General features: G+C 70.4%; 27 protein-coding genes and 1 tRNA gene. 15 read left to right on the top strand and 13 right to left on the bottom strand.

Features of this window, described 5'->3' with window-relative positions; genetic code table 11:
• Positions 1–35: 35 nt before the first annotated feature.
• Positions 36–281, bottom strand: a complete 246-nt coding sequence (locus tag ACLJQF_RS06720; RefSeq protein WP_410607316.1) for a hypothetical protein — start codon at positions 279–281, stop codon at positions 36–38.
• A gap of 117 nt (positions 282–398) precedes the next feature.
• Here ACLJQF_RS06720 and ACLJQF_RS06715 point away from each other — a divergent pair, with 117 nt between their 5' ends.
• From ACLJQF_RS06715 to ACLJQF_RS06700, 4 genes are all read left to right on the top strand, one after another.
• On the top strand, positions 399–1,163 hold the full coding sequence (locus tag ACLJQF_RS06715; protein WP_410607315.1) for an ESX secretion-associated protein EspG: 765 nt from the start codon (positions 399–401) through the stop codon (positions 1,161–1,163).
• Between the two features lie 128 nt (positions 1,164–1,291).
• Entirely contained in the window at positions 1,292–1,741 is a 450-nt protein-coding gene (locus ACLJQF_RS06710; RefSeq protein WP_410607314.1) for a hypothetical protein, read from the top strand.
• A 4-nt stretch (positions 1,742–1,745) separates the two neighbouring features.
• Positions 1,746–2,318, top strand: a complete 573-nt coding sequence (locus ACLJQF_RS06705) for a DUF3558 family protein (RefSeq protein ID WP_410607313.1) — start codon at positions 1,746–1,748, stop codon at positions 2,316–2,318.
• Between the two features lie 9 nt (positions 2,319–2,327).
• A complete protein-coding gene (locus tag ACLJQF_RS06700) occupies positions 2,328–3,818 on the top strand; it encodes a hypothetical protein (RefSeq protein ID WP_410607312.1) in 1,491 nt (496 codons plus the stop codon).
• Positions 3,819–3,855: 37 nt separating this feature from the next.
• On the opposite strand, the gene ACLJQF_RS06695 is transcribed toward ACLJQF_RS06700, so the two are convergent.
• From ACLJQF_RS06695 to ACLJQF_RS06685, 3 genes are read right to left on the bottom strand one after another with little or no spacing between them, the layout of a single operon-like run.
• Complete coding sequence (locus ACLJQF_RS06695; RefSeq protein WP_410607311.1) at positions 3,856–4,764, bottom strand: glycosyltransferase; 909 nt, start codon at positions 4,762–4,764, stop codon at positions 3,856–3,858.
• The gene (locus ACLJQF_RS06690; protein WP_410607310.1) at positions 4,764–5,579 is read right to left on the bottom strand and encodes an ABC transporter ATP-binding protein; all 816 of its coding nucleotides are present in this window, start codon (positions 5,577–5,579) and stop codon (positions 4,764–4,766) included. The genes ACLJQF_RS06695 and ACLJQF_RS06690 overlap by 1 nt, the downstream gene beginning before the upstream one ends.
• A 6-nt stretch (positions 5,580–5,585) precedes the next feature.
• Complete coding sequence (locus ACLJQF_RS06685) at positions 5,586–6,539, bottom strand: ABC transporter permease (RefSeq protein ID WP_410607309.1); 954 nt, start codon at positions 6,537–6,539, stop codon at positions 5,586–5,588.
• Between the two features lie 128 nt (positions 6,540–6,667).
• Here ACLJQF_RS06685 and ACLJQF_RS06680 point away from each other — a divergent pair, with 128 nt between their 5' ends.
• Positions 6,668–7,693: an N-acetylneuraminate synthase family protein gene (locus ACLJQF_RS06680; RefSeq protein WP_410607308.1), complete on the top strand. Its 1,026-nt coding sequence runs from the start codon at positions 6,668–6,670 to the stop codon at positions 7,691–7,693.
• A complete protein-coding gene (neuC, locus tag ACLJQF_RS06675) occupies positions 7,686–8,816 on the top strand; it encodes a UDP-N-acetylglucosamine 2-epimerase (RefSeq protein WP_410607307.1) in 1,131 nt (376 codons plus the stop codon). Before ACLJQF_RS06680 ends, neuC begins: the two co-directional genes overlap by 8 nt.
• On the opposite strand, the gene ACLJQF_RS06670 is transcribed toward neuC, so the two are convergent.
• A complete protein-coding gene (locus ACLJQF_RS06670) occupies positions 8,813–9,487 on the bottom strand; it encodes a cytidylyltransferase domain-containing protein (protein ID WP_410607306.1) in 675 nt (224 codons plus the stop codon). The two genes, neuC and ACLJQF_RS06670, sit on opposite strands and share 4 nt — an antisense overlap.
• A 164-nt stretch (positions 9,488–9,651) precedes the next feature.
• On the opposite strand from ACLJQF_RS06670, the gene ACLJQF_RS06665 reads away from it, so the two are divergent.
• Both ACLJQF_RS06665 and ACLJQF_RS06660 read left to right on the top strand, forming a co-directional pair.
• Positions 9,652–10,281 carry a hypothetical protein gene (locus ACLJQF_RS06665; RefSeq protein ID WP_410607305.1) on the top strand — a complete coding sequence of 210 codons (630 nt, stop codon included), beginning with the start codon at positions 9,652–9,654 and terminating at the stop codon, positions 10,279–10,281.
• 14 nt (positions 10,282–10,295) lie between these two features.
• Positions 10,296–10,733 carry a hypothetical protein gene (locus tag ACLJQF_RS06660; RefSeq protein WP_410607304.1) on the top strand — a complete coding sequence of 146 codons (438 nt, stop codon included), beginning with the start codon at positions 10,296–10,298 and terminating at the stop codon, positions 10,731–10,733.
• A 193-nt stretch (positions 10,734–10,926) separates the two neighbouring features.
• Here the strand turns inward: ACLJQF_RS06660 and ACLJQF_RS06655 are convergent, their stop codons facing one another.
• Complete coding sequence (locus tag ACLJQF_RS06655) at positions 10,927–11,502, bottom strand: bacterial proteasome activator family protein (RefSeq protein WP_410607303.1); 576 nt, start codon at positions 11,500–11,502, stop codon at positions 10,927–10,929.
• 134 nt (positions 11,503–11,636) lie between these two features.
• On the opposite strand from ACLJQF_RS06655, the gene ACLJQF_RS06650 reads away from it, so the two are divergent.
• On the top strand, positions 11,637–12,836 hold the full coding sequence (locus ACLJQF_RS06650) for a cysteine desulfurase-like protein (protein ID WP_410607302.1): 1,200 nt from the start codon (positions 11,637–11,639) through the stop codon (positions 12,834–12,836).
• Here ACLJQF_RS06650 and ACLJQF_RS06645 read toward each other — a convergent pair.
• A complete protein-coding gene (locus tag ACLJQF_RS06645) occupies positions 12,833–13,810 on the bottom strand; it encodes an NAD(P)H-quinone oxidoreductase (protein WP_410607301.1) in 978 nt (325 codons plus the stop codon). The two genes, ACLJQF_RS06650 and ACLJQF_RS06645, sit on opposite strands and share 4 nt — an antisense overlap.
• Before the next feature lie 81 nt (positions 13,811–13,891).
• On the opposite strand from ACLJQF_RS06645, the gene ACLJQF_RS06640 reads away from it, so the two are divergent.
• Entirely contained in the window at positions 13,892–15,433 is a 1,542-nt protein-coding gene (locus ACLJQF_RS06640) for a M28 family metallopeptidase (RefSeq protein WP_410607300.1), read from the top strand.
• A gap of 68 nt (positions 15,434–15,501) precedes the next feature.
• Here ACLJQF_RS06640 and ACLJQF_RS06635 read toward each other — a convergent pair whose 3' ends face one another.
• Complete coding sequence (locus ACLJQF_RS06635) at positions 15,502–16,431, bottom strand: neutral zinc metallopeptidase (protein WP_410607299.1); 930 nt, start codon at positions 16,429–16,431, stop codon at positions 15,502–15,504.
• A gap of 506 nt (positions 16,432–16,937) precedes the next feature.
• Between ACLJQF_RS06635 and ACLJQF_RS06630 the strand changes: the two genes are divergently transcribed.
• Positions 16,938–17,411: a MarR family winged helix-turn-helix transcriptional regulator gene (locus ACLJQF_RS06630; RefSeq protein WP_410607298.1), complete on the top strand. Its 474-nt coding sequence runs from the start codon at positions 16,938–16,940 to the stop codon at positions 17,409–17,411.
• Between the two features lie 33 nt (positions 17,412–17,444).
• Here ACLJQF_RS06630 and ACLJQF_RS06625 read toward each other — a convergent pair.
• Positions 17,445–17,531 (bottom strand) — tRNA-Ser (locus tag ACLJQF_RS06625).
• A gap of 64 nt (positions 17,532–17,595) precedes the next feature.
• Here ACLJQF_RS06625 and ACLJQF_RS06620 point away from each other — a divergent pair.
• Positions 17,596–18,066 carry a hypothetical protein gene (locus tag ACLJQF_RS06620; RefSeq protein WP_410607297.1) on the top strand — a complete coding sequence of 157 codons (471 nt, stop codon included), beginning with the start codon at positions 17,596–17,598 and terminating at the stop codon, positions 18,064–18,066.
• On the opposite strand, the gene ACLJQF_RS06615 is transcribed toward ACLJQF_RS06620, so the two are convergent.
• A complete protein-coding gene (locus ACLJQF_RS06615; protein ID WP_410607296.1) occupies positions 18,047–18,886 on the bottom strand; it encodes a patatin-like phospholipase family protein in 840 nt (279 codons plus the stop codon). The genes ACLJQF_RS06620 and ACLJQF_RS06615 overlap by 20 nt on opposite strands.
• A gap of 53 nt (positions 18,887–18,939) precedes the next feature.
• Positions 18,940–19,221: a DUF2277 domain-containing protein gene (locus tag ACLJQF_RS06610; RefSeq protein ID WP_410607295.1), complete on the bottom strand. Its 282-nt coding sequence runs from the start codon at positions 19,219–19,221 to the stop codon at positions 18,940–18,942.
• 101 nt (positions 19,222–19,322) lie between these two features.
• Between ACLJQF_RS06610 and ACLJQF_RS06605 the strand changes: the two genes are divergently transcribed.
• Positions 19,323–20,264, top strand: coding sequence for an Ldh family oxidoreductase (locus tag ACLJQF_RS06605; protein ID WP_410607294.1), 942 nt, complete (start codon positions 19,323–19,325; stop codon positions 20,262–20,264).
• A gap of 91 nt (positions 20,265–20,355) precedes the next feature.
• Here the strand turns inward: ACLJQF_RS06605 and ACLJQF_RS06600 are convergent, their stop codons facing one another.
• Together ACLJQF_RS06600 and ACLJQF_RS06595 are read right to left on the bottom strand one after the other, a co-directional pair.
• Entirely contained in the window at positions 20,356–20,580 is a 225-nt protein-coding gene (locus tag ACLJQF_RS06600; RefSeq protein WP_308671636.1) for an RNA-binding S4 domain-containing protein, read from the bottom strand.
• 18 nt (positions 20,581–20,598) lie between these two features.
• Complete coding sequence (locus ACLJQF_RS06595) at positions 20,599–21,399, bottom strand: trypsin-like serine peptidase (protein ID WP_410607293.1); 801 nt, start codon at positions 21,397–21,399, stop codon at positions 20,599–20,601.
• 132 nt (positions 21,400–21,531) lie between these two features.
• On the opposite strand from ACLJQF_RS06595, the gene ACLJQF_RS06590 reads away from it, so the two are divergent.
• Positions 21,532–22,341 carry an SDR family NAD(P)-dependent oxidoreductase gene (locus ACLJQF_RS06590; RefSeq protein WP_410607292.1) on the top strand — a complete coding sequence of 270 codons (810 nt, stop codon included), beginning with the start codon at positions 21,532–21,534 and terminating at the stop codon, positions 22,339–22,341.
• Between the two features lie 120 nt (positions 22,342–22,461).
• Positions 22,462–23,082: a hypothetical protein gene (locus ACLJQF_RS06585; protein WP_410607291.1), complete on the top strand. Its 621-nt coding sequence runs from the start codon at positions 22,462–22,464 to the stop codon at positions 23,080–23,082.
• The last annotated feature ends 11 nt before the right edge of the window (positions 23,083–23,093 follow it).

Below are 23,093 nucleotides of genomic sequence, written 5' to 3'. Positions count from 1 at the left end.
CGTCTCACGTACGTCGTGAGGCGGCCTTCGCCGTGCTAGCCGTGCATGCCGAACACGGTGCTCTTCCGGGCGAGGTCGTCGACGTACGCGGCGGCGACGTGGGCGAAGTTGATCGCGACCGGCGAGTGGTCCTTGGTGGTCACCGTCTCGACGGCGCCGTCCTTGACGAGCTGGGTGAGCTTGCCCGCCAGCCTCCCGGATTCTTCGGTGGTCAGCGCGAACAGCAGGGGTTCGCCGCCGGTGGCGAGGTGCAGGACGAGGGCGGGTTTCGGGTCAGCCATGCGTCCATCGGACCAGCGGCGATCTTGCCCGGCAAGTGGGTTCGCTGAGGGCGGAGCTGTCGGGTGGACTACCGTTTTCGGCGAAAGGCCGTAAGCACCCCGGGGGGTTGGAAGCGAATGCCGCACTCGTTCTCGTTGTCGCTGGCAGCGGTGGACATCCTGCTGGAACAGCTCGGGCTCGGCCGCGCGCCGACGCCGTTCGATGTCCCGCACGTCGGCACGACGGTCGAGCAGCGCGCGATGATCCGCGACGCCGTCGTCCGCGACCTGACCGGTCGCGGGCTGTGGAGCCGCGGCCGCCTCGACCCGGACGCCGAGCTGGCCCTGGCCACGTTCGTCCGCGGCAGCGTGACCATCAGCGCGGCCGCCGAGCTGGGCGACCGCCACCTGTTCGCGCGGGTGGCGACCGACGGCCAGTTCGCGGTGCTCGCCCGCCAGGATGAGAACCTCATCGTCTTCGAGGAGGTCCGCCCGACGGGCATCGTCCCGGCGATCGTCGACCTGCTCCCGCTGACCCCGGCGGCGCCCGGTCAGTCGGTGACGATCTCGCGGCCGGCCCCGCAGCCCCGCCACCAGCGCCGCGACGAGGCGTACGACCCGTTCGCCGGCGTCACCGGCCCGCGCTCGCAGAGCAGTGGCGGCGGCCCGCAGCTCCGCATGATCGAGCGCGTCTTCCAGGAGCCGAAGAAGCGCGTGGGCCAGTTCACCGCCCAGACCCGCACCGGCACGTTCCCCCCGCTCGCCTGGTTCGACACCCCGAGCGGCCGCTGGCTGATGTCCTCCCGGGCGGCGGCGGACGGCCAGCGCTGGATCACCTACGCCCCGGCCGACAACGCCCGCCTGGCCCAGCAGCTGTACGCCCAGCTCGAAGGGCAGTTCTGACGGTTCGGAACCGCTCGCCGCGCGGCTGCGTCGAAGGTGAAGATCGGTGAACGGCCGTGGCGGAGGGTGCCCGGCTAGTAGACTTCCGGGTGCACACGCACGGCGAAGCGATTCGGGGTGGAACAGCGATGCAGATGGCTGACGGCGGGGGTGGCGGCTCGGTCACGAACATCGTCAACCCGCTTTCTTCGGCGGGTATGGCGGCTGCGGTGCTGTCCGTCAAGGCGGAAACCGACAAGCTGGTCGCCGCGGCTGCGAGCGGTGGCTTCAAGATCACCCCGGAGGGCGTGAAGCCGATCCGGGACGCGTTGACCGGCCTGATCAAGGACCTTGATCGCCTCGGCTTCAAGACGTATGCGCTCGACCAGGCCCCTCAGCTGGGCAATCACCCGTACGGGCAGACCGTCGCCTCACATGACCAGAAGAGCGCCACCGAAGCCGAAGGTTCGGCGCGGGCAGTGCTGGAGCAGCTTCGGGAAGTTGCTACGCAGGCCGACCAAGCCTTGGCCAGGGCCTCGGGCCTGTACACGCAAACCGAAGACCAAGCCTTCTCCGCTCTCCAGACCAAGCAGGCCTGAGGTAATGACGAAACTTCTCATTCGTGTCGTTCTCCCGCTCGTCGCCGGCGGGGCTCTGCTGACCGGGTGCACCACTACCCAAGGTGGCACGCCCTCACCGGCGCAGCCACCGTCGGCCAGCGAGTCGAAGACGCCGGAGAGTTCGTCCTCGGGCGGCGGCGGAACGCAGTCGATCACTGACCCCTGCTCGCTACTCGAAATGAGCGATCTGAGCACCTACGGCCAGTTCGACGCGCCGGAGAACGGCAAGATCGGGACGGCCCGGTCGTGCAGTTACCAGAAGCAGATCGCCTCAGCGAGCGACAAGTCCATGGTGATCGGTGCGAACGTCCGCGACGACGCTTCGATCGATCAGGTCAGAGATACCGGCCGCGGGGTCGTCGACAAGGAGATCAACGGCCGGAAGGCGAAGGAATCGCCCGATGGCGTCGCTCCCGGGTGCACGCTGGGGCTGGCCGTCGGTGATTCGTCTCGCGTGGACGTGGCAGTGACGGCGGTCGCATCGTCGGACGAGGCCTGTCAGATCGCCGAGGCGGTCGCGAAGGCCGCTGTCGAACCGCGGCTGCCGAAGGGATAGGGGACCCAGATGAGCGCGCGACAGGGCTCGACGCCGAAGACCGAGGACAAGACGCCCCAAGAGGTCCAGAACATGGCGCCCGCCGAGCGGGATGCCTACCTGCAGCAGAAGGCCGAAGAGGGCGTCGACCCCGGTAGCTGGCTGTTCGGCCCGGTTCAGCAGTGGATCGCCCAGGCGCAGGCCAAGAACCAGTCGCAGCAGATGGGCGACAAGAACGTCGCCGACGCCACCAAGGGCCGTGATGTCGAGTACGTCTCGGGGCTGAACGCGCCCAATGCGGACTACAAGGGCACGGACCACACCCAGCTGCAGGCGTTCCTCCAGAGCAACCTCAACGTCGACCAGGTGTCCGAGGTCTCGACCGCCTACCACCAGGTCCACCAGGTCTTCGACAAGTTCGCCCAGTCGATGAACACCGCGGTCAACGCCTCCAAGGGCACCTGGGAAGGCTCCGCCGCCGAGAACGCGCAGCAGTACTTCACCAGCCTCGGCAAGTGGTCCGACGCCAACTCCCAGAACGCCAAGCTGGCCTCGGAAACCATCTACGACCAGGGGCAGGCCGCCGCCACGGCGAAGAACTCCATGCCCGCCCCGATCCCGTTCAGCTGGAAGGACGAGTTCACGGGCTGGGCCACGTCGAACCCCTTCAGCCTGCCGGACAACGTCGACAAGTCGATCCAGAAGCAGAAAGACAGCCAGGCCGCGCACGACGAGGCCGCGGGTGTCATGGCGACGTACGACAAGAACCTCTACGAAGCCGCCTCCAAGCAGCCCGCCTTCGCGCCGCCGCCCAGCTTCAGCACCGGTGGGGGCAGCGATGACCCCAACGGCACCGGCGACAAGAACGGCATCAACACCCCCTCCAGCGTGAACATGCCCGGCGGCAACTCGGGGACCACGCCCGGTGGCACCTCCCAGGGCTTCGTGTCCGGGCCGGTCCCCGGCCTGGGCGGGTCGGCTGCGCACGTCTCCGGCCCCGGCTCGACCACCGGAGCGGGGCTCCTGCCCGCGGGCACCACCACGCCGTCCGGTTTCACGCCCGGCTCGCTCCCGGCGGCCTCGACGCAGAACCCGAACCAGCAGTTCGGCGGGATGCCGCCGATGAGCCCGATGCCGATGGGCGGCGGGATGAACTTCGGCGGCGACGAGGCCTACAACTCCAAGGTCGGCGGCGGTGGCGGGCGCGGCGGTGGCGGCGGGTTCGGCCCCGGCGGCTCGGGTGCCGGCAACGCGACCGGCGCGGGCGCCGCGTCGGGTGCGGCCCGGCCGGGCGGGATCGGTGCCGCCGAAGCGGCGGCGGGACGCGGGATGGGCGGTCTCGGCGCCGGTGCCGCCGGTCGCGGCGGGGGCATGGGGCCCGGTGGCGGTCTGGGTCGTGGCCAGAAGGGCGAGGGTGACGAGGACACCGAGCACTCGCGTCCGACGTACCTGGTCGAGGGTGATCCCGACGAGGTCTTCGGCACCGACATGCGCACCGCGCCGCCGGTCATCGGCGAATAGGACGAACGAAGAAGGGGCCCCCGGCGGGGGCCCCTTCTCAGTAGCGGTAGAACTTCTCGGCGCGACCTTGCCGCACCAGCTTCAGCCACTGCAGGAACGCCTTCGGGTCCCGCTTCACGCCCACGAAGTACAGTCCGAACCGGACGATCTCCAGTGCGCCGATCTTCCGCATGCCCGGCTGCGACAGCAGATACCCGCGGTTGCGGTACGTGTAGTACCGCTTGACCTCGTTTTCCGGGTCCTGCGCGTGGAACTTGCCGCCCAGCATCGGCTTGAACTCGTCCGAGCCGTCCGGGTGCAGGTACTTCGTCTTCAGCGACGTGCCGAACGGCAGCCCCGAGCGGACCAGCCGCCGGTGCAGCTCGACCTCGTCGCCGCGGAAGAACAGGCGCAGGTCCGGCACGCCGACGACGTCCAAAGTGGACGCCCGGAAGAGGGCACCGTTCATCAGGGACGCGATGCCGGGCAGAAAGTCCGTGCCCAGCTCGGACTGCGAACGCTTCCAGGTCAGGCCGCGGCGCAGCGGGAACGCCAGCTTGTCCGGCGCGTCGATGTTCGACACCACCGGCGAAATCTCGGCCAGGTCCCGCTTTTCCGCTTCCGCCAGCAGGATGGCGAGCACGTTCTCGTCGGCCGGGCGGCCGTCGTCGTCGGCCAGCCAGACCCAGTCCGCGCCCAGCGACAGCGCGTGCAGCATGCCCAGCGCGAACCCGCCCGCGCCACCGAGGTTCCGGTGCGACGGCAGGTACGTGTGCGGCAGCGGGTAGTTCTCGACGACTTCGCGCGCGGAGTCGTCCGGCCCGTTGTCGACCACGACCAGGTGGTCGACCGGCCGGGTCTGGGCCGCGATGACCTTCAGCGAGTCCGCGAGCAGCTCGCGCCGGTGCCGCGTGACGACCACGCCGACGACCGCGCCGTCGGGCAGCTGCCGGGTCTCGCTCGCCATCATTCCCCGCCGTTCGTCGTCGCCACCGGCTCGACGCCGAAACGCGCCAAGGTCTCCTGGCTCATGTTCTCGAAGGGGTCGCGGCCCTTGTACGACGTGAGGACGTCCCGCAGCGAGCCCTGTTGCTTGAGGTGCCCTTCGTCCATCCAGATGGCCGAGTCGCAGAGCTCGAACAGGAACTCGTCGGAGTGGCTGGCGAACACCAGGATGCCGGACCGCTTGACGAGGTCCTTGAGCCGGTCGCGCGCCTTGTTGAGGAACGCCGCGTCGACCGCGCCGATGCCCTCGTCGAGGATGAGGATCTCGGGGTCGATCGAGGTGACGACGCCCAGCGCCAGCCGCACGCGCATACCGGTCGAGTACGTCCGCAGCGGCATCTGGAGGTAGTCGCCGAGCTCGGTGAACTCCGCGATGTCGTCGACCCGCTTCTCCATCTCCTTGGCGGTCATGCCGAGGAAGAGGCCGCGGATGATGATGTTCTCTTCGCCGGAGATCTCCGGGTCCATGCCGACGCCGAGGTCGAAGACGGGGGCGATCTTGCCCTGGATCCGCGACGAGCCGCGGGTGGGCTCGTAGATGCCGGCCAGCAGCCGCAGCAGCGTGGACTTGCCGGCGCCGTTGTGCCCGACCAGGCCGACCCGGTCGCCTTCGCGGAGGCTCAGGGTCACGTCGTGCAGGGCCTCGATGATCGGCACCTTGGTGTCCGTGCCGATCTTGCCGCCGACCTTGCCGAGGACCTTCTTCTTCATCGACCGGGTCTTCGCGTCGAAGATCGGGAAGTCGACGAAGGCGTTCTGGACGTCAATGCTGACCATTTTGTGTCACACCCAGTAGGAGACGCGGGCACGGTAGTTGCGCATCGCGACGAGCGCGAGCGCCCAGCCGACGACGGTGATGGAGCCGACCACGATCCAGTTGCCCGGTGTGAACGACTGGCCGATCAGCGGCGCCCGGACCACCTGCATGAAGTGGTACAGCGGGTTCGCCTGGATGATCGGCAGCACCCACGAGATGCTCGCGCGCGTCCCGCCGGACAGCAGCTGGTCGACCGGCCACACGATGGGCGTGCCGTAGAACAACAGCTGGATCAGCGAGTTGATGACCTGCGGGATGTCGCGGAACCGGGTGGAGATGATGCCCAGCAGCAGCGTCACCCAGCCGGCGTTCAGCGCGAGCAGGAAGAAGCCGGGGATCGCGAGCAGGATGTTCCAGCTCAGGCCAGGGTGGCAGTACAGGTCCGCGTGGCACAGGCCATCCGGGGAGCCCAGCGAATACTTGTTGTCCAGCGCCGAGAAGAAGATCACCAGGATCACGACGTAGACGATCATGTTGTGCGCCAGCAGCAGCGTCTGGCGCCACACCGTGCGCAGCATGTACACGCTCAATGGCGCCGGGAGCTGCTTGATCAGCCCCTCGTTGGAGATGAACGTCTCCATGCCCTCGGCGAGGCAGCCGCTGATGAAGCCCCACAGGATGAAGCCGGTGGACAGGTAGGGCAGGAACACCTCGATCGGCGAGTTGAACAGCTGCGAGTACAGCAGCCCGAGCCCCAGCGCGATGACGGCCTGGCTGATGGTGATCCAGAAGGGCCCGATCACCGAGCGGCGGTAGCGCTGCTTGATGTCCTGCCAGCCGAGGTGACCCCAGAGCGCGCGGGCGCGGAAACCGGCCTTGATGTCGGCGAAGGCACGCGCGAACGTCTTGCTGTCCGACGTCGGGGGCGCCGACGTCGCTACGGGTGAGTCCGCGGCCTGAACCGTGCTGGTGGCATGCACGTGGACGAGGGTACCGATGGAGTCGCGGCGCCCTTGACAGGGCACTGGCGTCGGGCGGGACCAGGCCGGTCGGCCCACGGGATAGGGTCGGGGACGGACCGCAGCCACGCAGCGACCCGGAGGTTTCCATGTTCATGCTCGGCGAGCACCCGGTCGGTGCCGACCACCCCCCTCTCGTGATCGCCGAGATCGGGATCAACCACGAAGGCGACCCCAAGAAGGCGCACAAGATGGTCGACGACGCCGCGGACGCCGGCGTCCAGGTCGTCAAGATCCAGACCCACGTGGTCGACGACGAGATGATCCCGAACGACGTCGTGCCCGGCAACGCCGACGAGCCGATCTGGGACATGATGAACCGCGTCGCGCTCACCGCCGAGGACGAGCGCGAGATCAAGGCGCACGCCGAGGAGCGCGGGCTCGTCTTCCTGTCGACGCCGTTCTCCCGCGCGGCCGCGGACAGGCTGGCGGAGCTGGGGGTCGAGGGCTTCAAGATCGGCTCGGGGGAGTGCAACAACTACCCGCTGATCCGCCACGTGGCCTCGTTCGGCAAGCCGGTCATCCTCTCGACCGGGATGAACGACATCGCGTCCATCACCCCGGCCGTCGAGATCCTGCGGGCCGCGGGCGTCGGCTTCGCGCTGCTGCACTGCACGTCGCTGTACCCGACGCCGCCGGAGCAGGTGCGGCTCGGCGCGATCGCCGAGCTGCACGCCGCCTTCCCGGACGCCGAACTCGGACTTTCCGACCACACCACCACGATCTACCCGTGCCTGGGCGCGGTCGCGCTCGGCGCTTCGGTGCTCGAGCGGCACTTCACCTCGGACATGAGCTGGCCGGGTCCGGACATCCCGGTCTCGTCGACGCCCGCCGAGTTCAAGCAGCTCGTCGAGGGTTCGCGCCTGATCCACGCGTCCCGGGGCGGCTCGAAGCAGATCCTGGCCGAGGAACAGCCGACGATCGACTTCGCCTACGCCTGCGTCGTCACCACCAAGGACGTCGCCGAGGGTGAGGCGCTGACCACGGACAACATCTGGGTCAAGCGCCCGGGCACCGGCGAGATCAAGGCCAAGGACTTCGACAGCCTTCTCGGCCGGGCCGTCACGCGGGCGCTGCCCGCGAACACGCAGGTGAGCTGGGCGGACCTTGGCTGAGGCCGGGCGGCGTGAGGTCCTCTTCCTCACCGGGACCCGCGCCGACTTCGGGAAGCTGCGGGACGTCATGCTCGCCGTGCAGAAGAGCTCGGTGCTGTCCGCCCGCATCGTGGTCACCGGCATGCACATGCTGCGCAGCTACGGCTACACGGTGCGGGAGATCGAACTGGCCGGACTGGAACGGCTGCACCTGATCCCGAACCAGATCGAAGACGAGCCGATGGCGCTCGTGCTGGCCAACACCGTCCAGGCGCTGGCCAGGCTGGTGCACGAGGAGCAGCCCGCCGCGATCGTCGTGCACGGCGACCGCGTCGAAGCCCTCGCGGGCGCGATCGTCGGGTCGCTGGCGAACGTGCGGGTCGTGCACATCGAAGGTGGCGAGGTCAGCGGCACGATCGACGACGTCATCCGGCACTCGTTGTCGAAGCACGCCCACGTGCACCTGGTCGCCAACGAGACGGCCCGGCGCCGGCTCCTGCAGCTCGGCGAGGAGGAAGACCGGATCTTCGTCGTCGGGAGTCCCGAGGTCGACGTCCTGACGTCGGCACGGCTGCCCGACCTCGACGAGGTCCGGCGCCACTACGAGATCCCGTTCACCGACTACGGCCTGCTCGCCCTGCACCCCGTGACGACCGAGCGCGACCTCAACCGGCGCAACGCGGCGGCCGTGGTCGACGCCGTGCGCACCGAGGGCAATTGGGTGGTCATCGACCCGAACAACGACGAAGGCTGCCGCGAGATCAGGAGTGAGCTCGACCGGCTCGAAGGTCCGCGGTTCGTGCGGCTGCCGTCGATGCGGTTCGAGTACTTCGTCACCTTGATGAAGAACGCGGCCGTCGTGCTGGGCAACTCGAGCGCCGGGGTGCGGGAGGCGCCCGTGCTGGGCACCCCGTCGGTCACCGTCGGTACCCGGCAGCGCAACCGGGCGATGGCGCCCAGCGTGCTGTCGGTCGAACCCACCGCCGAAGCCGTCACGGCGGGGATCGGGAAGGCCCGCGCCATGGGCCGGTGCGAGCCGCACACCGAGTTCGGCGAGCCGGGCGCGCACCGCCGGATCATCGACCTCCTCGAAGGCGAGGAAATCTGGCGCCCTTCGCTGTACAAGGCCTTCGTGGACCGTTAGCCGCCTGCGTGCTGCTCGGCCAGCACGAGATCGGCGGCGGAGTCGATGTCGATCGCCCGCTCGGCCGGCACGAACTGGGGCCGCACCTCGGGGATGAAGAACCGCTCGTACCGGCGGAGGTCGCCGGCCCGGACGAGGTAGATGCCACCGGTGGGGCGCAGCACGACGGGCAGCGTCTGCCGGGGCGCTTCGAGGTCGGCCCAGTCCCGGACCGGGGCGATCCCGCCGTCCGGCGTCTCCAAGCACACCTTCAGCGGGTGGTGGTCGGTCGAGCGGCACATCTGCACGACCGAGCCGGTGGGCCGGTCCGCGTGGATCTCGAGGCACTCGGCGATGTCCTCGGCCGTCCGCAGCGGCGACGTGGGCTGAAGCAGGAGGACGAGCGTCGAATCGGGAACGCCGAGCGTGTCGATCGCGTGCGTGACCGCGGGCAGGGTCCGGCTGGTCGCCTCCGCGAGGTGGGCGGGCCGCCGGACGGTCCGGGCCCCCTCCGCCTCGGCCGCGGCGGCGATGGCGGCGTCGTCGGTGGTGACGACGACGTCGGCGATCCCGGCCGCGACGGCGGTGTACACGGTGTGCGCGACCAGCGGACGGCCTCGGAAAGGCGCCAGGTTCTTGCCCGGCAGCCCGACTGAGCCACCCCTCGCCGGGACGATGGCCAGCGCGGTCACAGAGCACCCCTTCCGGGTAACGACAGTGGTCTGTCGGCTATTGTCCGTCTGCTCGGCTGCCCGCTGACGGCGGCCCCGGACACCGTTGCCATGGGGGAGCGATGAATCGGACTCAGTTGGCGGGCGAAGCGTCCGTGCAACTCGACGAAGGTGGCATCGGCCGCATGCTCCGTGACCTCCTGACCGCCTACGCCCGCGGGCAGCGTGTCGAGACGATCGCGGTGGTGGGGAACGCGCCGATGGCGCCCAGCGCCGAGCGCGCCGCACTGATCGACGGCAGCGACCTCGTCTTCCGCATGACGACCTTCGCGCTGGACGAGCCGGAGGCCGAGCCGGCCTACGGCCGCCGCACCGACGTCGTGGTGATCCACCGCGGGGTCGTCGTCTCGCCGTACACGTTCGCCGACTACACCTCCCGCCTCTACCTGCTCGCCGAGCCGGGTCGGCTGTTCTGGGAACCCGAGACGCTGCCCGACTGGTGGCCTGCCGACCTGGGGTTCGTGCCGGTTTCGAACCGGCAGTTCGTGCTGCCGCTGTCGAAGCTCCTGGGGCTTTCGGCGGACGAGCACGTCTGGGCCACGACCGGCACTCTGGTGACCTACCTGTGCCGCCAGCTCTTCCCCAAGGCGCTGGTGCGCCTCACTGGGGTCTCGATCATCGAACGGCCGGACCAGACCGACTTCGAGCACGCCTGGGGCAGCAAGGTCGGGGTGACGGCGGAACACCGGCTGCACGCGGAATCGAAGCTGCTGCGCACTTGGCGTGACTCCGGAAGAATCGAGATCGTACAGTGAGTGACATTCGCGGAGTGGTGGTTCCACGGGCGAAAGCGCTCGCCGGCATGGCCTGGCGGCCGGTGATGGCGAGGCTGCGGCCCCGGATCGAGCAGATCGCGACCGACCGGATGCAGCCCGAACTCGACCGGCTGCACGCGGACGTCGCCGAGCTGCGGCGGGACGTCGAACAGGCCACGCAGGATCTCGACGGCCACGTGAAGTGGCTCTACGACGAGCAGCGCCGGCTGGCGCCGCACCTGGCCGCTCTGGAAACGCGCATCGCCGCGTTCGAGCGGCCGGGCTCGGTGGCCCGCCTCGCGGAGCGGCTCGAGTACGCCCCGGACGAGGCCGAAGAGGTCCGCGCCGAGCACGCCCGCATCCGGGCGCGGCTGGCCGCGATTTCGAAGTACGAAGAGCGCTTGGCCCGCCTGGAAGAGGATGTCGCGGCACGGCGCGAGGTGACGGGCTGAGTCTCGTCGACGAACCGGCAGTCCGCCCACGGCTCTGATCGGCTGCGGACCAGCTCAGGGGCCGGAAATCTCCCCCGCCCTCCCAAGGGGGCGTGCCCAAGTCCAGTCTACCGGCGCCTCCGGACAAATTCCGCCAGAAGCGAGTTGTCCACAGGGGTTGTCCACAGGCCCTCCGGTCTGTGGACAACCACCGTCAGAGGTACTGGCCCGTTCCCGAGATGCCCGGTCCGTGCTCAAGCCCGTGCCCAGCGGCCCCCGAGGGACCCGCCGGCAGGCCACGCCGCATCTGCTCCAGCTGGACCCGGGCCGCCATCTGCTGGGCGAACAGGGCCGTCTGGATCCCGCTGAACAACCCCTCCAGCCACCCCACCAGCTGCGCCTGGGCGATCCGCAGCTCCGCGTCCGACGGCGTCGAGTCGTTCGTGAACGGGCGGACCAGCCGCTCCAGCTCGTCCTGCAGCTCCGGTGCCAGCGCCTTCTCGAGCTCGCGGATCGACGTCTGGTGGATCTCGCGCACCCGCGTGCGGGACGCGTCGTCCAGCGGGGCCGCGCGGACCTCCTCCAGCAGCTGCTTGATCATCGTGCCGATGCGCATCACCTTCGCCGGCTCTTCGACGAGGTCACCGACCGACTCGGCGTGGTCGGCGTCGGGGGAGGGCAGCTGGGTGGCTCCCACCGGCGTGCCGTCCGGTTCGACGACCACCACGTGGGGTGAAGATTCCTGGCCCGGGTCACCCGCTGTGAAGTTCGGCTCGGTCATGTGCTCCATCCTGGCTTGCCTTCGACACGCTCCGCGACACCCACGGGGTGTCCGTCTCCGAGCGTAGCGGCTCCGGGGGTTCCCGGTGGCTCTCCACCCAACCCCGGACGCACGGCGAAACCGCACGTCCGTACGGTGTCCCCATGGCGTTCGACGTCGCTCGTATCCGTGGGCTCTTTCCCGCGCTGGGTGACGGCTGGATTCACTTCGACGGCGCCGCCGGAATGCTGGTCCCGGAACAGGTCGCTTCGGCCGTTTCCACGGCGATGCGAGCCCCGGTGTCCGGGCCGGGCGGAGCGTTTCCGGCCTCACAACGCGCGGAAAGCATCGTGACCGCGGCCCGCCGGGCCCTGGCCGACCTGGTCGGTGCCGACCCGGCCGGCGTCGTGCTCGGGCCGAGCGCGCCGGTGATGCTGCGTCGGCTCGTCGACGCGCTCGCCGAGCGCTGGACCATCGGCGACGAGCTCGTCGTGTCGAGGCTCGACGAGCAGGCGAACCTGGCGCCCTGGCAGCGCGCGGCCAAGCGGGTCGGCGCCAGCGTGCGCTGGGGTGAAATCGACATCGAGACCTGCGAGCTGCCCGCGTGGCAGTACGAGCAGCTCGTGTCGGCGCGCACGAAGGCCGTCGCCGTCACGCTCGCGTCCGGCTCCGTCGGCACCCGGCCGGACGTGCCGACGATCATCGAGTTCGCCAAGCGGGTCGGCGCGCTCGTCGTCGTCGACGCCACCTACGCCGCGCCGTTCCTGCCGCTGGACATCAACGCGCTCGGTGCCGACGTCATGGTCGTGTCCGCGCAGGCCTGGGGCGGCCCGTCGGTGGGCGCCCTGGTGTTCCGCGATCCCGAGCTGATCGAGCGGATCCAGCCGGCCTCGCTCGACCCGATGGCGCGCGGCGCCGCGCGCCTCGAGCTCGGCCCGCACGCCTACCCGCTGCTCGCCGGGCTGATCGCGTCGATCGACTACCTCTCCGGCCTCGACGACGCGGCCACCGGCTCGCGCCGCGAGCGGCTGGTCACCTCGCTCGGGTCGGCGAAGTCCTACCACGCCGGGCTGCTCGCGCAGCTGTCCACGGAACTGCTTTCGCTGCGGCACATCATGGTCATCGGCAACGCCATGCGCCGGATCCCCGCGCTCGCCTTCGCCGTCGCCGGCAAGAAGGCGCCCGAGGTCGCCGAATACCTGGCGAAGCAGGGGTTGTGCGCCTTCGCCGATGACGGCACGAGCGGCGTCTTCGCGTCACTCGGCGTCGGAGAAGTGGGCGGCGCCGTGCGGATCGGGCTTGCCCACTACTCCAACGTCTTCGAGATCAACCAGCTGGTGCGGGTCCTGGAAGAGCTGCGTTAAGACTTCGCGGCCAGCAGGACCTTGCCGAACACGCTGCCCTCTTCCAGCACGCGGTGCGCCGTCGCGGCTTCGGCCATCGGCACGACCTGGCCGACGATCGGCTTGACCCGGCCGTCGGCGACCATCGGCCAGAGCCGCTCGCGGACGTCGGCGACGATCGCCGCCTTCTGGGCCGGCGGCCGGAAGCGCAGGCCCGCGGCGAACACCGACGCCCGCTTCCCGAGCAGCGTGCCGACGTTCAGCTCGCCCTTCACACCGCCCTGCATGCCGATGATCACCAGTCGCCCGTCCTGCTGCAGCGCGTCGATGTTGCGGCCCAGGTAGGACGCGCCCATGTTGTCGAGGATGACGTTCGCGCCGCCGGTCTCCTCGCGGAGCACCTCGACGAAGTCGGCCTGCTTGTAGTCGATCGTGATGTCGGCGCCGAGCTGGCGGCAGCTTTCGAGCCGCTCCGGCGAGCCCGCGGTGACGGCGACGGTGGCGCCGAGCGCCTTGCCGACCTGGATGGCGTGCGTGCCGATGCCACCCGCGCCGCCGTGGACCAGCAGCACCTCGCCCTCGGTGAGGTTGGCGTGCATCACGACGTTCGCCCACACCGTGCAGGCCACCTCGGGCAGCGCGGCCGCGGTGAGCAGGTCCACCTCACCCGGCACCGGCAGCACCTGCCCGGCCGGGACGACGGCCTTCTCCGCGTAGCCGCCGCCGGAGAGCAGGGCGCAGACTTCGTCGCCGACGGTCCAGCCTTCGACACCTTCGCCGAGTTCCGCGATCGTGCCGGAGCATTCCAGGCCGAGGATTTCGCTCGCGCCGGGCGGCGGCGGGTAGTGGCCCTGGCGCTGCAACAGATCCGCGCGGTTCACCGCGCTCGCCGCGACTTCCAGCAGCACCTCGCCGGGTCCGGGCCGCGGATCCGCGACCTCCGTCCACTCGAGAACGTCCGGGTCACCTGGCTCACTGATGGTGATCGCGTACATGTGTCGACTGTATACCGCGGCGAAAGTTCCCGCCGAAAGGCGCATTGACGGACCTCGCATATGGAACAAAGGTGAGCAACCATGTCACTCTTTAGAACGAGAATCCTGCCGCCGGTGGCAATAGCCGCCGGCGCGACGCTGGTGCTCGGCCTGACCCCGGCCGCCGCCGCGAACACCCTCCCCGACGGTCCTGCCCTGGCGAAGCAGCTCGTCAAGAAGGTCGACGTCAACGGCGTCAACCGGCACCTGATCGCCCTCCAGCGCATCGCCGACACCAACGGCGGCACCCGGGCGGCGAGCAGCGAGGGGCACAAGAAGTCCGCCGAGTACATCGCCACCAAGCTCGAAGCGGCCGGCTACCAGGTGACCCGCCAGGAGTTCCCGTTCACCTACTCGGAGACCCTCGCCGAGAAGCTGACCGCGGGCGGCGCGAGCGTCCCGATCATCGCCATGGAGTACACGAAGTCGACGCCGGTCGGCGGCATCACCGCCCCGCTCGCCGTGGTCGCCGTGGACGCCACCAGCGGCTGCGAGGCCACCGACTACACCGCGGACGTCGCGGGCAAGATCGCGCTGATCAAGCGCGGCGGCTGCTCGTTCGCGCAGAAGCAGCAGACGGCCGCGGCCGCGGGGGCGATCGGCGCCATCGTCTACAACAACACCGACGGCGCGCTGAACGGGACGCTCGGGGGCCCGGAGAACGCGGCGATCCCGACCGGGGGCGTGACGGCGGCCGCGGGGGCGCAGCTGGCCACGCTCGGCGGGCAGAACGTCACGCTGGAGCTGCGGGCCCTCCAGGAGGCGCGGACCAGCTACAACGTCATCGCCGAGACCAAGACCGGTCGCAAGGACAACGTCGTGATGCTGGGGTCGCACCTCGACAGCGTCCCGGCCGGCCCGGGCATCAACGACAACGGTTCCGGCTCGGCGACCCTGCTCGAGACCGCGCTGCAGCTGGGGAGCACGCCGAAGGTCAACAACGCCGTCCGCTTCGGCTTCTGGAGCGCGGAGGAGTTCGGCCTGATCGGCTCGACCTACTACGTCGACCAGCTGACCTTCGAGCAGCAGCTCGACATCGCGCTGTACCTCAACTTCGACATGATCGGCTCGCCGAACGCCGGCTACTTCGCCTACGACGGTGACAACTCCGACGGCGTCGGCGCGGGTGCCGGCCCGTACGGCTCGGCGCAGATCGAGAAGACCTTCGTCGACTTCATGCAGGCCGCGCGCGGGGTGTCCGTCGAGGGCACCGACTTCACCGGGCGTTCGGACTACGGCGAGTTCATCGCCGTCGGCATCCCGGCCGGCGGGCTCGACACCGGTGCCGAGGTGCTGAAGACCCCGGCGCAGGCGGCGAAGTGGGGTGGCAAGGCCGGCGTCGCGTTCGACCCGTGCTACCACCAGGCCTGCGACAACCTGGGCAACATCGACCGGGTCGCGCTCGACCGCAACGTCGACGGCGTCGCCTGGGCCCTCGGCGTCTACGCGACGAGCACCGAGAGCATCAACGGTGTGCAGCCCGGCAAGGCCAAGGCCGCCAAGCAGAAGGCCGCCGAACGCGGTGCCCAGCGGAACTTCTCCGCGCGCGCCGTGGCCGGTGACCCGCACGCACTGACCGCCTGACCCCGCTCGTGAGTGGTAATTAGGGTTCTAACCCTAATTACCACTCACGACGGGCCGCGGCAGACCACCTAGCCCAGGTTGTTCGTGCCGAAGGTGTCGCAGCGGGCGGGTTCGCCGGTCTGGAAGCCGGTGGTGAACCACTTCTTGCGCTGCGCGGACGTGCCGTGGGTGAACTTCGAGCGGTCGACCTGGCCGCCGCCGAGGTTCTCCTGGATGTAGTCGTCGCCGATGCGGGACGCGGTGTCCAGCGCCGAGTTGATGTCGTCCTGGGTGACGTCGGTGATCAGCGGCTTGCCGCTCTCGGTCGGCGTCGTCGAGGCGTGGTTGGCCCAGACGCCGGCGTAGCAGTCGGCCTGCAGCTCGAGGCGCACCGAACCGGAGGTCGGGCCGGTACCGGTGCCCTTCTTCGAGGTGCCGAGCAGGTTCTGCACGTGGTGGCCGTACTCGTGGGCCAGCACGTACGCCTCGGTGAAGAGCCCGCCCTGCGCGCCGAAGCGAGTCTTGAGCTCGTCGAAGAAGGAAAGGTCGATGTAGACGTCGGAGTCGGCCGGGCAGTAGAACGGGCCGGTGTCGGAGGTCGCGCTGCCGCAGCCGGTGCGCACGCCGCCGTTGAAGAACTTGGTCGGTGCCTTCCGGTAGGTCGAGCCGGAGCGCGCAAACTGCTGCGTCCAGTAGTCCTGGACGGAGTTGACGACCGCGACGATGGCGCAGTCGTGGTTCTTGTTGGCGTCGGCGCCGGTCTTGCACTCACTGGCGAGCTTCGAGTTGTCGACCTGCTGGCCGGACCCGACGCTGCCGAGCCCGCCGCTCAGGCCGCTGCCGCCCGTGGTGACCCCGCCCAGCTGGGACAGCACGAAGTAGATGATCAGCCCGACGACGCCCAATCCGCCGCCGCCGAGCGCCACGCGGCCGCCGATCCCGCCGCCGCCGCCTCCACCGCTTCCGCGCAGGTCCTGGACCTCGGAGGCGTCCAGGCCGGCGTCGTCGTCGAATCTCACCCGCAAATGTTAACGAGCCTGGGTGCGTCCGTCGCGCTGACGGGCGCACCCAGGCTTGTACCGAGGTATGTCTTTGGTCGAGCGGTTGGCCGCTTCCGGGGCCGGCGTTCAGGCACTGTCGTCACGGCTTCCGAGGCCGTGACCGGATCCAGGCCCGACCGACGCCGTATGCGTGACCGCATGGAAGCCCGCTCATAGCTGTTCACAATCACGACCGAACCGGTAGGTTTCCGTGCCGGTCGTGGGGACGCAGCTGGCGGTCAACCGCGAGAATCACCCGTCACACAACCACCTGACCTCTCCTGGCGTGGAGCCGGGCCGGCACGTCGCCGTCGTCGCGCCGTTTACCCTGGCCGACCGTCCGCCACAAGCAGAATGCGCCTTTCCCGGCCGAGTCTCAACCTTTTCGTAACCCCACCTTCGGGCGATGTTGCAACGGCATTTTCACCGGCAGACGGATCGGACTCGGACCGCGCGGTCCCTTGATCAACGTTCTACGCTGCCTTATGACCGAGGAGCGGGCTGTGCGGTGGTTGAACGATGCCGAGATGGCGGCGTGGCGCTCCTACATCGTGGCGACCCTCCTGTTGCGGCAGCGGCTGCACCGCGAGCTGACCGACAGTCACGAAGTGTCGCTGACCGACTACGAGGTGCTCGTCTGCCTGCAGATGCAGCCCGACCGCCGGATGCGGATGTCGGAGCTGGCGTTCCGGATGGGCTCGACGAAGAGCCGGCTTTCGCACCAGGTGGCCAAGCTGGAGGAGGCGGGCCTGGTGCGGCGGGCGCGCGACCCGGAGGACAAGCGCGGCGTGATCACCGAGCTGACCGACGAGGGCCTGGCCCTGTTGGAGAAGGCGGCGCCGACGCACGTCGAAGGCGTGCGGGAGCACCTCATCGACCTCTTGAGCCCCGAGGAGCAGGCGACGATCGCCGCGGCGTTCGAGCGCGTGCAGGCGCACCTGCTGGAGCCCGAAAACTGAACCCGGGCGCGTGGCGCGCCCGGGTCCTCAGTGCGGTAGCGGTGGGATTCGAACCCACGGAGAGGTTGCCCCCTCGCATGTTTTCAAGACATGTTCCTTCGGCCGCTCGGACACGCTACCTCGCTTCACGAGCGTAGCCGACGGCCCGAGGCAACCCGGGCCGTGCCTCCGGCGTGCTCACGGCATGAAGACGCGGTGGGATCCGGACGGCCCCGGGTGGCAGCCGGACGCCCCGGGCGCGCCGGTGACGGCGTTCTCGATGGCTTGCCTGGCGATCGCGCTGGTGTCCTTCGGCGGCCTGATCTTCCTCGGGGCCACCCTCCGGGACCGGGCCGGCTCGGTGGTGGCTCCGGCCACCGTGGAGCGGGTGCTCGACGTGGGCCGGGTCGTCGCGCGCGTCGACGGCCGGCTCATGGACGTGCGGACCCCCACGAAGTCCAACCGCCACACCCGGGTCCGAACCGGTCGCGGCTACGTCCGGGGCAGCCGTATCGAGGTGCGTTACTGGCCCGGCAAGCCCGAGGACGCGACCGACACCGCCGGCGAAGTCCGGCTGCCGGGCAACTGGATCTTCGGCGTCGCGGGCGGCGGGCTGCTGCTCGGGATCGCCGGCCTGCTGGTGCCGGCCCGGCCGCTCAAGCCCAGGTCAAGGTGAGCGCGGCACCCTGCGCGCGGCCCGCTTCGGCGGCCGGCGTGCGGGTGGCCGGGTCCAGCGGGTTGTCGCCGACCGCGGCCTTCGACGCCTCGTCCGGGGTGATCAGCGTGACCTCCGCGCCCGCCGCGCGCAGGTCCTCCAGCACCTGGAGCAGCGGCTTCTCCATCGGCAGCGGAGCGTCCGGGCCCAGCGGCGAAACCACCGTCACCCGCGTGTAGCCGGTCGCGTAGTCGGCGTTTTCGGCCGAGCGGACGCCGCCGTCGACGTACTTGCGGCCGTCGATCGTCACCGGCGGCCAGACGCCCGGCACCGCGCAGCTCGCCGCCACCGCGTCGACCAGCGAGACGCCGGACTCGCGGTCGAAGCGGCGGGGCTCGCCGGTCTCCGCGTCCACCCCGACGATCACGAGGCGCCGCGATGGCCAGTCGTGCACCGGCAGCCGCGCCTCGATCACCGCGCGCCGGCGCGCCTCGGACACCGTTTCGGCCGCCAGGGCCAGCTTCCCGACCGCTCGCCGCACCTCGGCCGGGTCGGTCGCGCCGGTCACCGCGCCGCCGAAGTCGGCGGCGAACTTCTCGAAGTCGATCTCCGCCGGGATCTCCGGTGCCTGGATCGCCGGGTCCGTCTGGCGCGCGTACAGCTCGGCCAGCGGGCGGCCGCTCGTCACCTGCGCGGCCACCACCGACCCCGCCGACGTCCCGACGAGCAGATCCGCGCCCGTCAGGTCTTGGCCGCGTTCGGCCAAGCCCAGCAGCAGCCCCGTCGTCCACGCGATCCCGGCTACCCCGCCGCCACCCAAAACCAAAGCCTGTCCGCCCATGGGGGCAGCCTAGCGAGGAGGTCCGACAATTTTCGGCGCCGCCGGGGCTACTCTCACGGCTGGCGCAACGCCTTCGCGGCGATCCGCGCCTGCACCTCGGGCCGGCGCAGCGGCGGCACGGTCGCCGGCGGCTGGCGGCGCTCGGGCAGCTGCTCCAGCAGCCGGGCGGTGATCCCGGTGATTTCGGCGACCGCCGCCTCGAACGGCTCGCGCGTCGCGTCCGAAAGCGACTGCACGCCGGTGACCTTGCGGACGTACTGACGGGCCGCGGCCTCGATCTCCTCGCCCGTCGCGGCCGGCTCGAGCCCCCGCAGGGTGGTGATGTTTCGGCACATGCCGCCCAGGGTACGTCGCCGCGGACCCTTCGATCACACGGTCGGGTAGGCCGGGGCCGTCGTCGTTGACGCCCGAACCGGCGCTGGGCAAGCTCGGGGAAGTGCCTCTCAGACCGCGCCCGTTCCGCTCCACTCGCCCCGAACCCGGCATCCTCGAAGAAGAACTCCCGGAAACCCCGATCCCGGAACAGGCCTGGCCCCGTGTGCGGGCCGACGAACTGGTCACCCTCGTGGCACACGTGTTCGCCGCGCACGGTCTTCCCGAACCGCGCGCCCGCACCGCCGCCGAAGCGCTTTGCCACGGCGATCTCACCGGCTCGCCGGAGACCGGGGTCGCCGAGCTGACCCGCGTGCACCTGCCACTGCTCAAGAACGGGCTCGTCGTGCCGCACGCCGAGCCGCTGATGATCGCCGACCGCGGGGCCGCCGCGCTGATCGACTACCGCCGCGGGCCCGGGCTCTGGGCCGTCGGCGACGCCATGGACCGGGCGGTGACGCGGGCCGGCCGCTTCGGCGTCGGGCTGGTCTCGCTGCGTGGCATCGGGCCGTTCGGCCGGGCCGGTCACCACGCCGCGCGCGCCCTGCCGCACGCCATGATCGGGCTGGTGCTGGCCGCGGGCGGGGAGCCCGGCCAGCCGATGAACCCGCTGGGCATGGCGGCGCCGGGCGGCGCGTACCCCGAGTTCGTCTTCGACATGGACCGCCCCGGCTCGGACGCGGCCGGGCTGACGCTGCTGGTGGAGGTCCTCGCCGGGGTGCTCTCCGGCGTCGCCGACCACGAGCACGACACCGGCCTCTTGGTGCTGGCGATCGCGCCGACGACGCTGCGCAGCGCCGACGGCTTCTACCGCGCGGCGAGCGCGCTGTTCGGCAGCATGCTCGGCTGGGACGGTGGTGCGCCGATCCGCTACCCCGGCTGGCGCGAGGCCCAGCACCTCGAGCAGTGCCGGGCGCTGGGCGTGCCACTGGCCGGGCCGGTGCGCCGCGAACTCGACGCCCTCGCCGCGTCGATCGGCCTGCCGCCGCTGACCAGCGTCGGCTGACCCCCGAACGCCGAGGCCCGCGGTGTCTTGAATGACTCATTCAGGACACCGCAGGTCCTGAATGAGTCATTCAAGACAGGGGGAGCCGGCTTCAGCGGACCAGGATGACCTTGCCGCGGGCGGGACCCACCGCCACGACGTCGCCGTCGGTCAGCTGGCGGCCGCGGCGGGTCTCGACCTCGCCGTTGACCGTGACCTCTTCCGCGTCGATCAGGTCCTTGGCGTGGGAGCCGTCCTCGGCCAGGCCGGCCAGCTTGAGGAACTGGCCGAGCCGGATCGGCTCTCCGGTGATGGGTACGTCGACGGGCTCGCTCATGCCCCGCATCATGCCGCCTCAGGTGCGGGCGGTCGTCTGCCGGTAGAGCGCCAGCACGTCGGTGTCGAAGTAGCTCGAGTACGACGTGTCGGCGTCGTCGCCGCCGAACTCGAAGCCGCCGATGACGCCGATGACCGTGCCGAGCCGGGTGCCCGGGTTCTCGCCGGTGACCCACGGGCCGCCGCTCGTGCCGGTCGGGAAGCCCGCGCAGTCCACCCGCAGCTGGTAGGTGTCCTGCCTGCGGGTGGTGTTCTGACAGACCGCGGGGACCTCGGAGTCGTCCGGGTAGCCGGTGAGCGTGATGGGCTGCTCGAACGCGGTGCCGGTGGCCAGCAGGTTCGCGCCGACCAGGCTCTCCAGGGACTTCGTGGTGCCCGCCTGGTGCGCGGTGGCGAAGCCGACATCGAGGTCCGGATCGGACGCCGCCGTCCAGCCCGGGGCGACGAGCTCGTCCGACACCGTCCAGTAGCCGAACGGCGCGATCCCGTCGTGGTAGCCGGGGGCGAAGGTGACGTCGCTGAGGTAGCCGCCGCCCTCGCCGTTGTGGATGCAGTGGGCCGCGGTCAGCAGGACGTCACCCCGCTCGCTGTGCACGACGCTGGCGGTGCAGTAGTGCGCTCCCTCGGCGAACAGCGCCCCGACCGCGGGACTCGACACCGCGGGCAGAGCGGCCACTGGGGCCGCCTCGACCGTGGCGGTGTCCGATGTGGTCGCGTCCGCCGGCTGCGCCGGCCGGGCGGCGACGACCACGACGACGGTGATCCCGAGCAGCACGATCGCGGCCAGCGTGAGCAGGACGAACGGCCGCCGCATGATCATCGTCTCCCCTCGTCCGGTGCTGCCGACGCCACCACCATAGGGCGACGCACCGACACAATCAGCACACCCACAGCAAGCTCACAGCCGCTAACATCGGCTACTCGTGAGTAGCACCGACGGTCGGGAGGGCCGATGAAGCAGTTCGCGGACAAGGTTGTGGTGATCACCGGAGCGGGCTCGGGCATCGGCCGCGCGCTCGCGTGCGAGTTCGCCCGCCGCGGGGCCAGGGTCGCGCTGTCCGACGTCGTCACCGCGAACGCCGAGGAGACGGCCAAGCTCGCCGGCGACAACGCCCGCGCGTACACGTTGGACGTCGCCGACCGCAGTGCCGTGCTCGCGCACGCCGAAGACGTCGCCGACGAGTTCGGCGCGGTCAACGTCGTCGTGAACAACGCGGGTGTGGCGCTCGGCGCGACCGTCGAGGAAATGACGTTCGAGGACTACGACTGGCTGATGGGCATCAACCTCGGCGGCGTCGTGAACGGCACGAAGGCGTTCCTGCCGCACCTGATCGCGTCCGGCGAGGGGCACGTCGTCAACATTTCCAGCGTCTTCGGCTTCGTCGGCGTGCCGACGCAGAGCGCCTACAACGCGGCGAAGTTCGCGGTTCGCGGATTCACCGAAGCGCTGCGCGAAGAAATGCTGATCGCGCGGCATCCGGTCGCGGTGAGCTGCGTGCACCCCGGCGGGATCAAGACCAACATCGTGCGCAACTCCCGTAGCGCCGCCGACGACCAGGAGAAGGCCGCGCAGGGCTTCGAGCGGATCGCCCGGACGACACCGGAGAAAGCGGCGCAGACGATTCTGCGTGGGATCGAACGGAAGTCGGCGCGGATCCTCATCGGACCGGACGCCTACGTGATCGACGCGATTCCGCGCGTGCTCGGCTCGGCCTACCAGCGGCCGCTGGCGGCGCTCGCGCGACTGGGGCTCAAGCCGTAGCGAGAAAGCCGAATCGGTTTCACACTCCGTTGTCACCCAATGGAGTTGCGTTTCGGACAGCACCGTCCGAAATGGTCCAGAATGCGTGGGGTCCCCCAGCCCCCGTCCCGGAGGTCCCCGATGCTTCGCACCGCACCGCGCAGTGCGACCCGTTCGTCCAGCGACCGCACCGCGGGGGAGCTGCTGGACCGCACCGGCATCGTTGCGGCGAGCCTGCCCCGGCGCCGCCGCACCGACGGTGAAGTGCTGGTGGCCGAGCCCATCTACACCCGGCCGCCGGTGTGCGACCAGGACCTGCGGCCGAAGTCGGTGGTGATCCGGCGGCGCGCCCGCACGTGGCTCGGCGGCGGCGCCGCGGTGCTGCTCGTGGCGGCCGGCTGGCTGGGCGGTGGCCTCTTCACCGGCGGCTTGTTCGCGCCGGAGCGCGACGTCGCGCAGCTCGACGCCCGCCCGGCGGTCGCCGCGGCACCCGCGCCGGAACCCCAGCCGGCGGCTCCGCAGGCGCCCGCCGTCGTCACGCCCGCGCCGAAGACCGTGTACGTGGCGGTGCCCGCGAAGCCGGCGCCGAAGCAGGTGCAGGCCCAGGCGAAACCGCAGCCGAAGAAGCCGGTGCCGGGCGAGGAAGCCGACGTGCGGGCCGACCTGCCGTCGTCGGTCACCCCGCCGCCGACGACCCCCAACCCGATCCAGGCCTGGGTCGAGGTCGCCGAGCGCATGGCGCAGCGCTACGGCGGCCGCTGAGTCACTTCCAT

Source organism: Amycolatopsis sp. lyj-109 (assembly GCF_046548995.1).
Classification (GTDB): domain Bacteria; phylum Actinomycetota; class Actinomycetes; order Mycobacteriales; family Pseudonocardiaceae; genus Amycolatopsis.
Note: the sequence above shows the minus strand (reverse complement) of the source record. Positions and strands in the feature narration are given on the sequence as shown.

Excerpts from the sequence above, each read along its gene's own strand:
- ACLJQF_RS06720 (WP_410607316.1), bottom strand. The coding sequence starts at position 281 with ATGGCTGACCCGAAACCCGCCCTCGTCCTGCACCTCGCCACCGGCGGC.
- ACLJQF_RS06715 (WP_410607315.1), top strand. The coding sequence starts at position 399 with ATGCCGCACTCGTTCTCGTTGTCGCTGGCAGCGGTGGACATCCTGCTG.
- ACLJQF_RS06710 (WP_410607314.1), top strand. The coding sequence starts at position 1,292 with ATGCAGATGGCTGACGGCGGGGGTGGCGGCTCGGTCACGAACATCGTC.
- ACLJQF_RS06705 (WP_410607313.1), top strand. The coding sequence starts at position 1,746 with ATGACGAAACTTCTCATTCGTGTCGTTCTCCCGCTCGTCGCCGGCGGG.
- ACLJQF_RS06700 (WP_410607312.1), top strand. The coding sequence starts at position 2,328 with ATGAGCGCGCGACAGGGCTCGACGCCGAAGACCGAGGACAAGACGCCC.
- ACLJQF_RS06695 (WP_410607311.1), bottom strand. The coding sequence starts at position 4,764 with ATGGCGAGCGAGACCCGGCAGCTGCCCGACGGCGCGGTCGTCGGCGTG.
- ACLJQF_RS06690 (WP_410607310.1), bottom strand. The coding sequence starts at position 5,579 with ATGGTCAGCATTGACGTCCAGAACGCCTTCGTCGACTTCCCGATCTTC.
- ACLJQF_RS06680 (WP_410607308.1), top strand. The coding sequence starts at position 6,668 with ATGTTCATGCTCGGCGAGCACCCGGTCGGTGCCGACCACCCCCCTCTC.
- ACLJQF_RS06665 (WP_410607305.1), top strand. The coding sequence starts at position 9,652 with ATGCTCCGTGACCTCCTGACCGCCTACGCCCGCGGGCAGCGTGTCGAG.
- ACLJQF_RS06655 (WP_410607303.1), bottom strand. The coding sequence starts at position 11,502 with ATGGAGCACATGACCGAGCCGAACTTCACAGCGGGTGACCCGGGCCAG.
- ACLJQF_RS06650 (WP_410607302.1), top strand. The coding sequence starts at position 11,637 with ATGGCGTTCGACGTCGCTCGTATCCGTGGGCTCTTTCCCGCGCTGGGT.
- ACLJQF_RS06645 (WP_410607301.1), bottom strand. The coding sequence starts at position 13,810 with ATGTACGCGATCACCATCAGTGAGCCAGGTGACCCGGACGTTCTCGAG.
- ACLJQF_RS06640 (WP_410607300.1), top strand. The coding sequence starts at position 13,892 with ATGTCACTCTTTAGAACGAGAATCCTGCCGCCGGTGGCAATAGCCGCC.
- ACLJQF_RS06630 (WP_410607298.1), top strand. The coding sequence starts at position 16,938 with ATGACCGAGGAGCGGGCTGTGCGGTGGTTGAACGATGCCGAGATGGCG.
- ACLJQF_RS06620 (WP_410607297.1), top strand. The coding sequence starts at position 17,596 with ATGAAGACGCGGTGGGATCCGGACGGCCCCGGGTGGCAGCCGGACGCC.
- ACLJQF_RS06615 (WP_410607296.1), bottom strand. The coding sequence starts at position 18,886 with ATGGGCGGACAGGCTTTGGTTTTGGGTGGCGGCGGGGTAGCCGGGATC.
- ACLJQF_RS06610 (WP_410607295.1), bottom strand. The coding sequence starts at position 19,221 with ATGTGCCGAAACATCACCACCCTGCGGGGGCTCGAGCCGGCCGCGACG.
- ACLJQF_RS06600 (WP_308671636.1), bottom strand. The coding sequence starts at position 20,580 with ATGAGCGAGCCCGTCGACGTACCCATCACCGGAGAGCCGATCCGGCTC.
- ACLJQF_RS06595 (WP_410607293.1), bottom strand. The coding sequence starts at position 21,399 with ATGATCATGCGGCGGCCGTTCGTCCTGCTCACGCTGGCCGCGATCGTG.
- ACLJQF_RS06590 (WP_410607292.1), top strand. The coding sequence starts at position 21,532 with ATGAAGCAGTTCGCGGACAAGGTTGTGGTGATCACCGGAGCGGGCTCG.
- ACLJQF_RS06585 (WP_410607291.1), top strand. The coding sequence starts at position 22,462 with ATGCTTCGCACCGCACCGCGCAGTGCGACCCGTTCGTCCAGCGACCGC.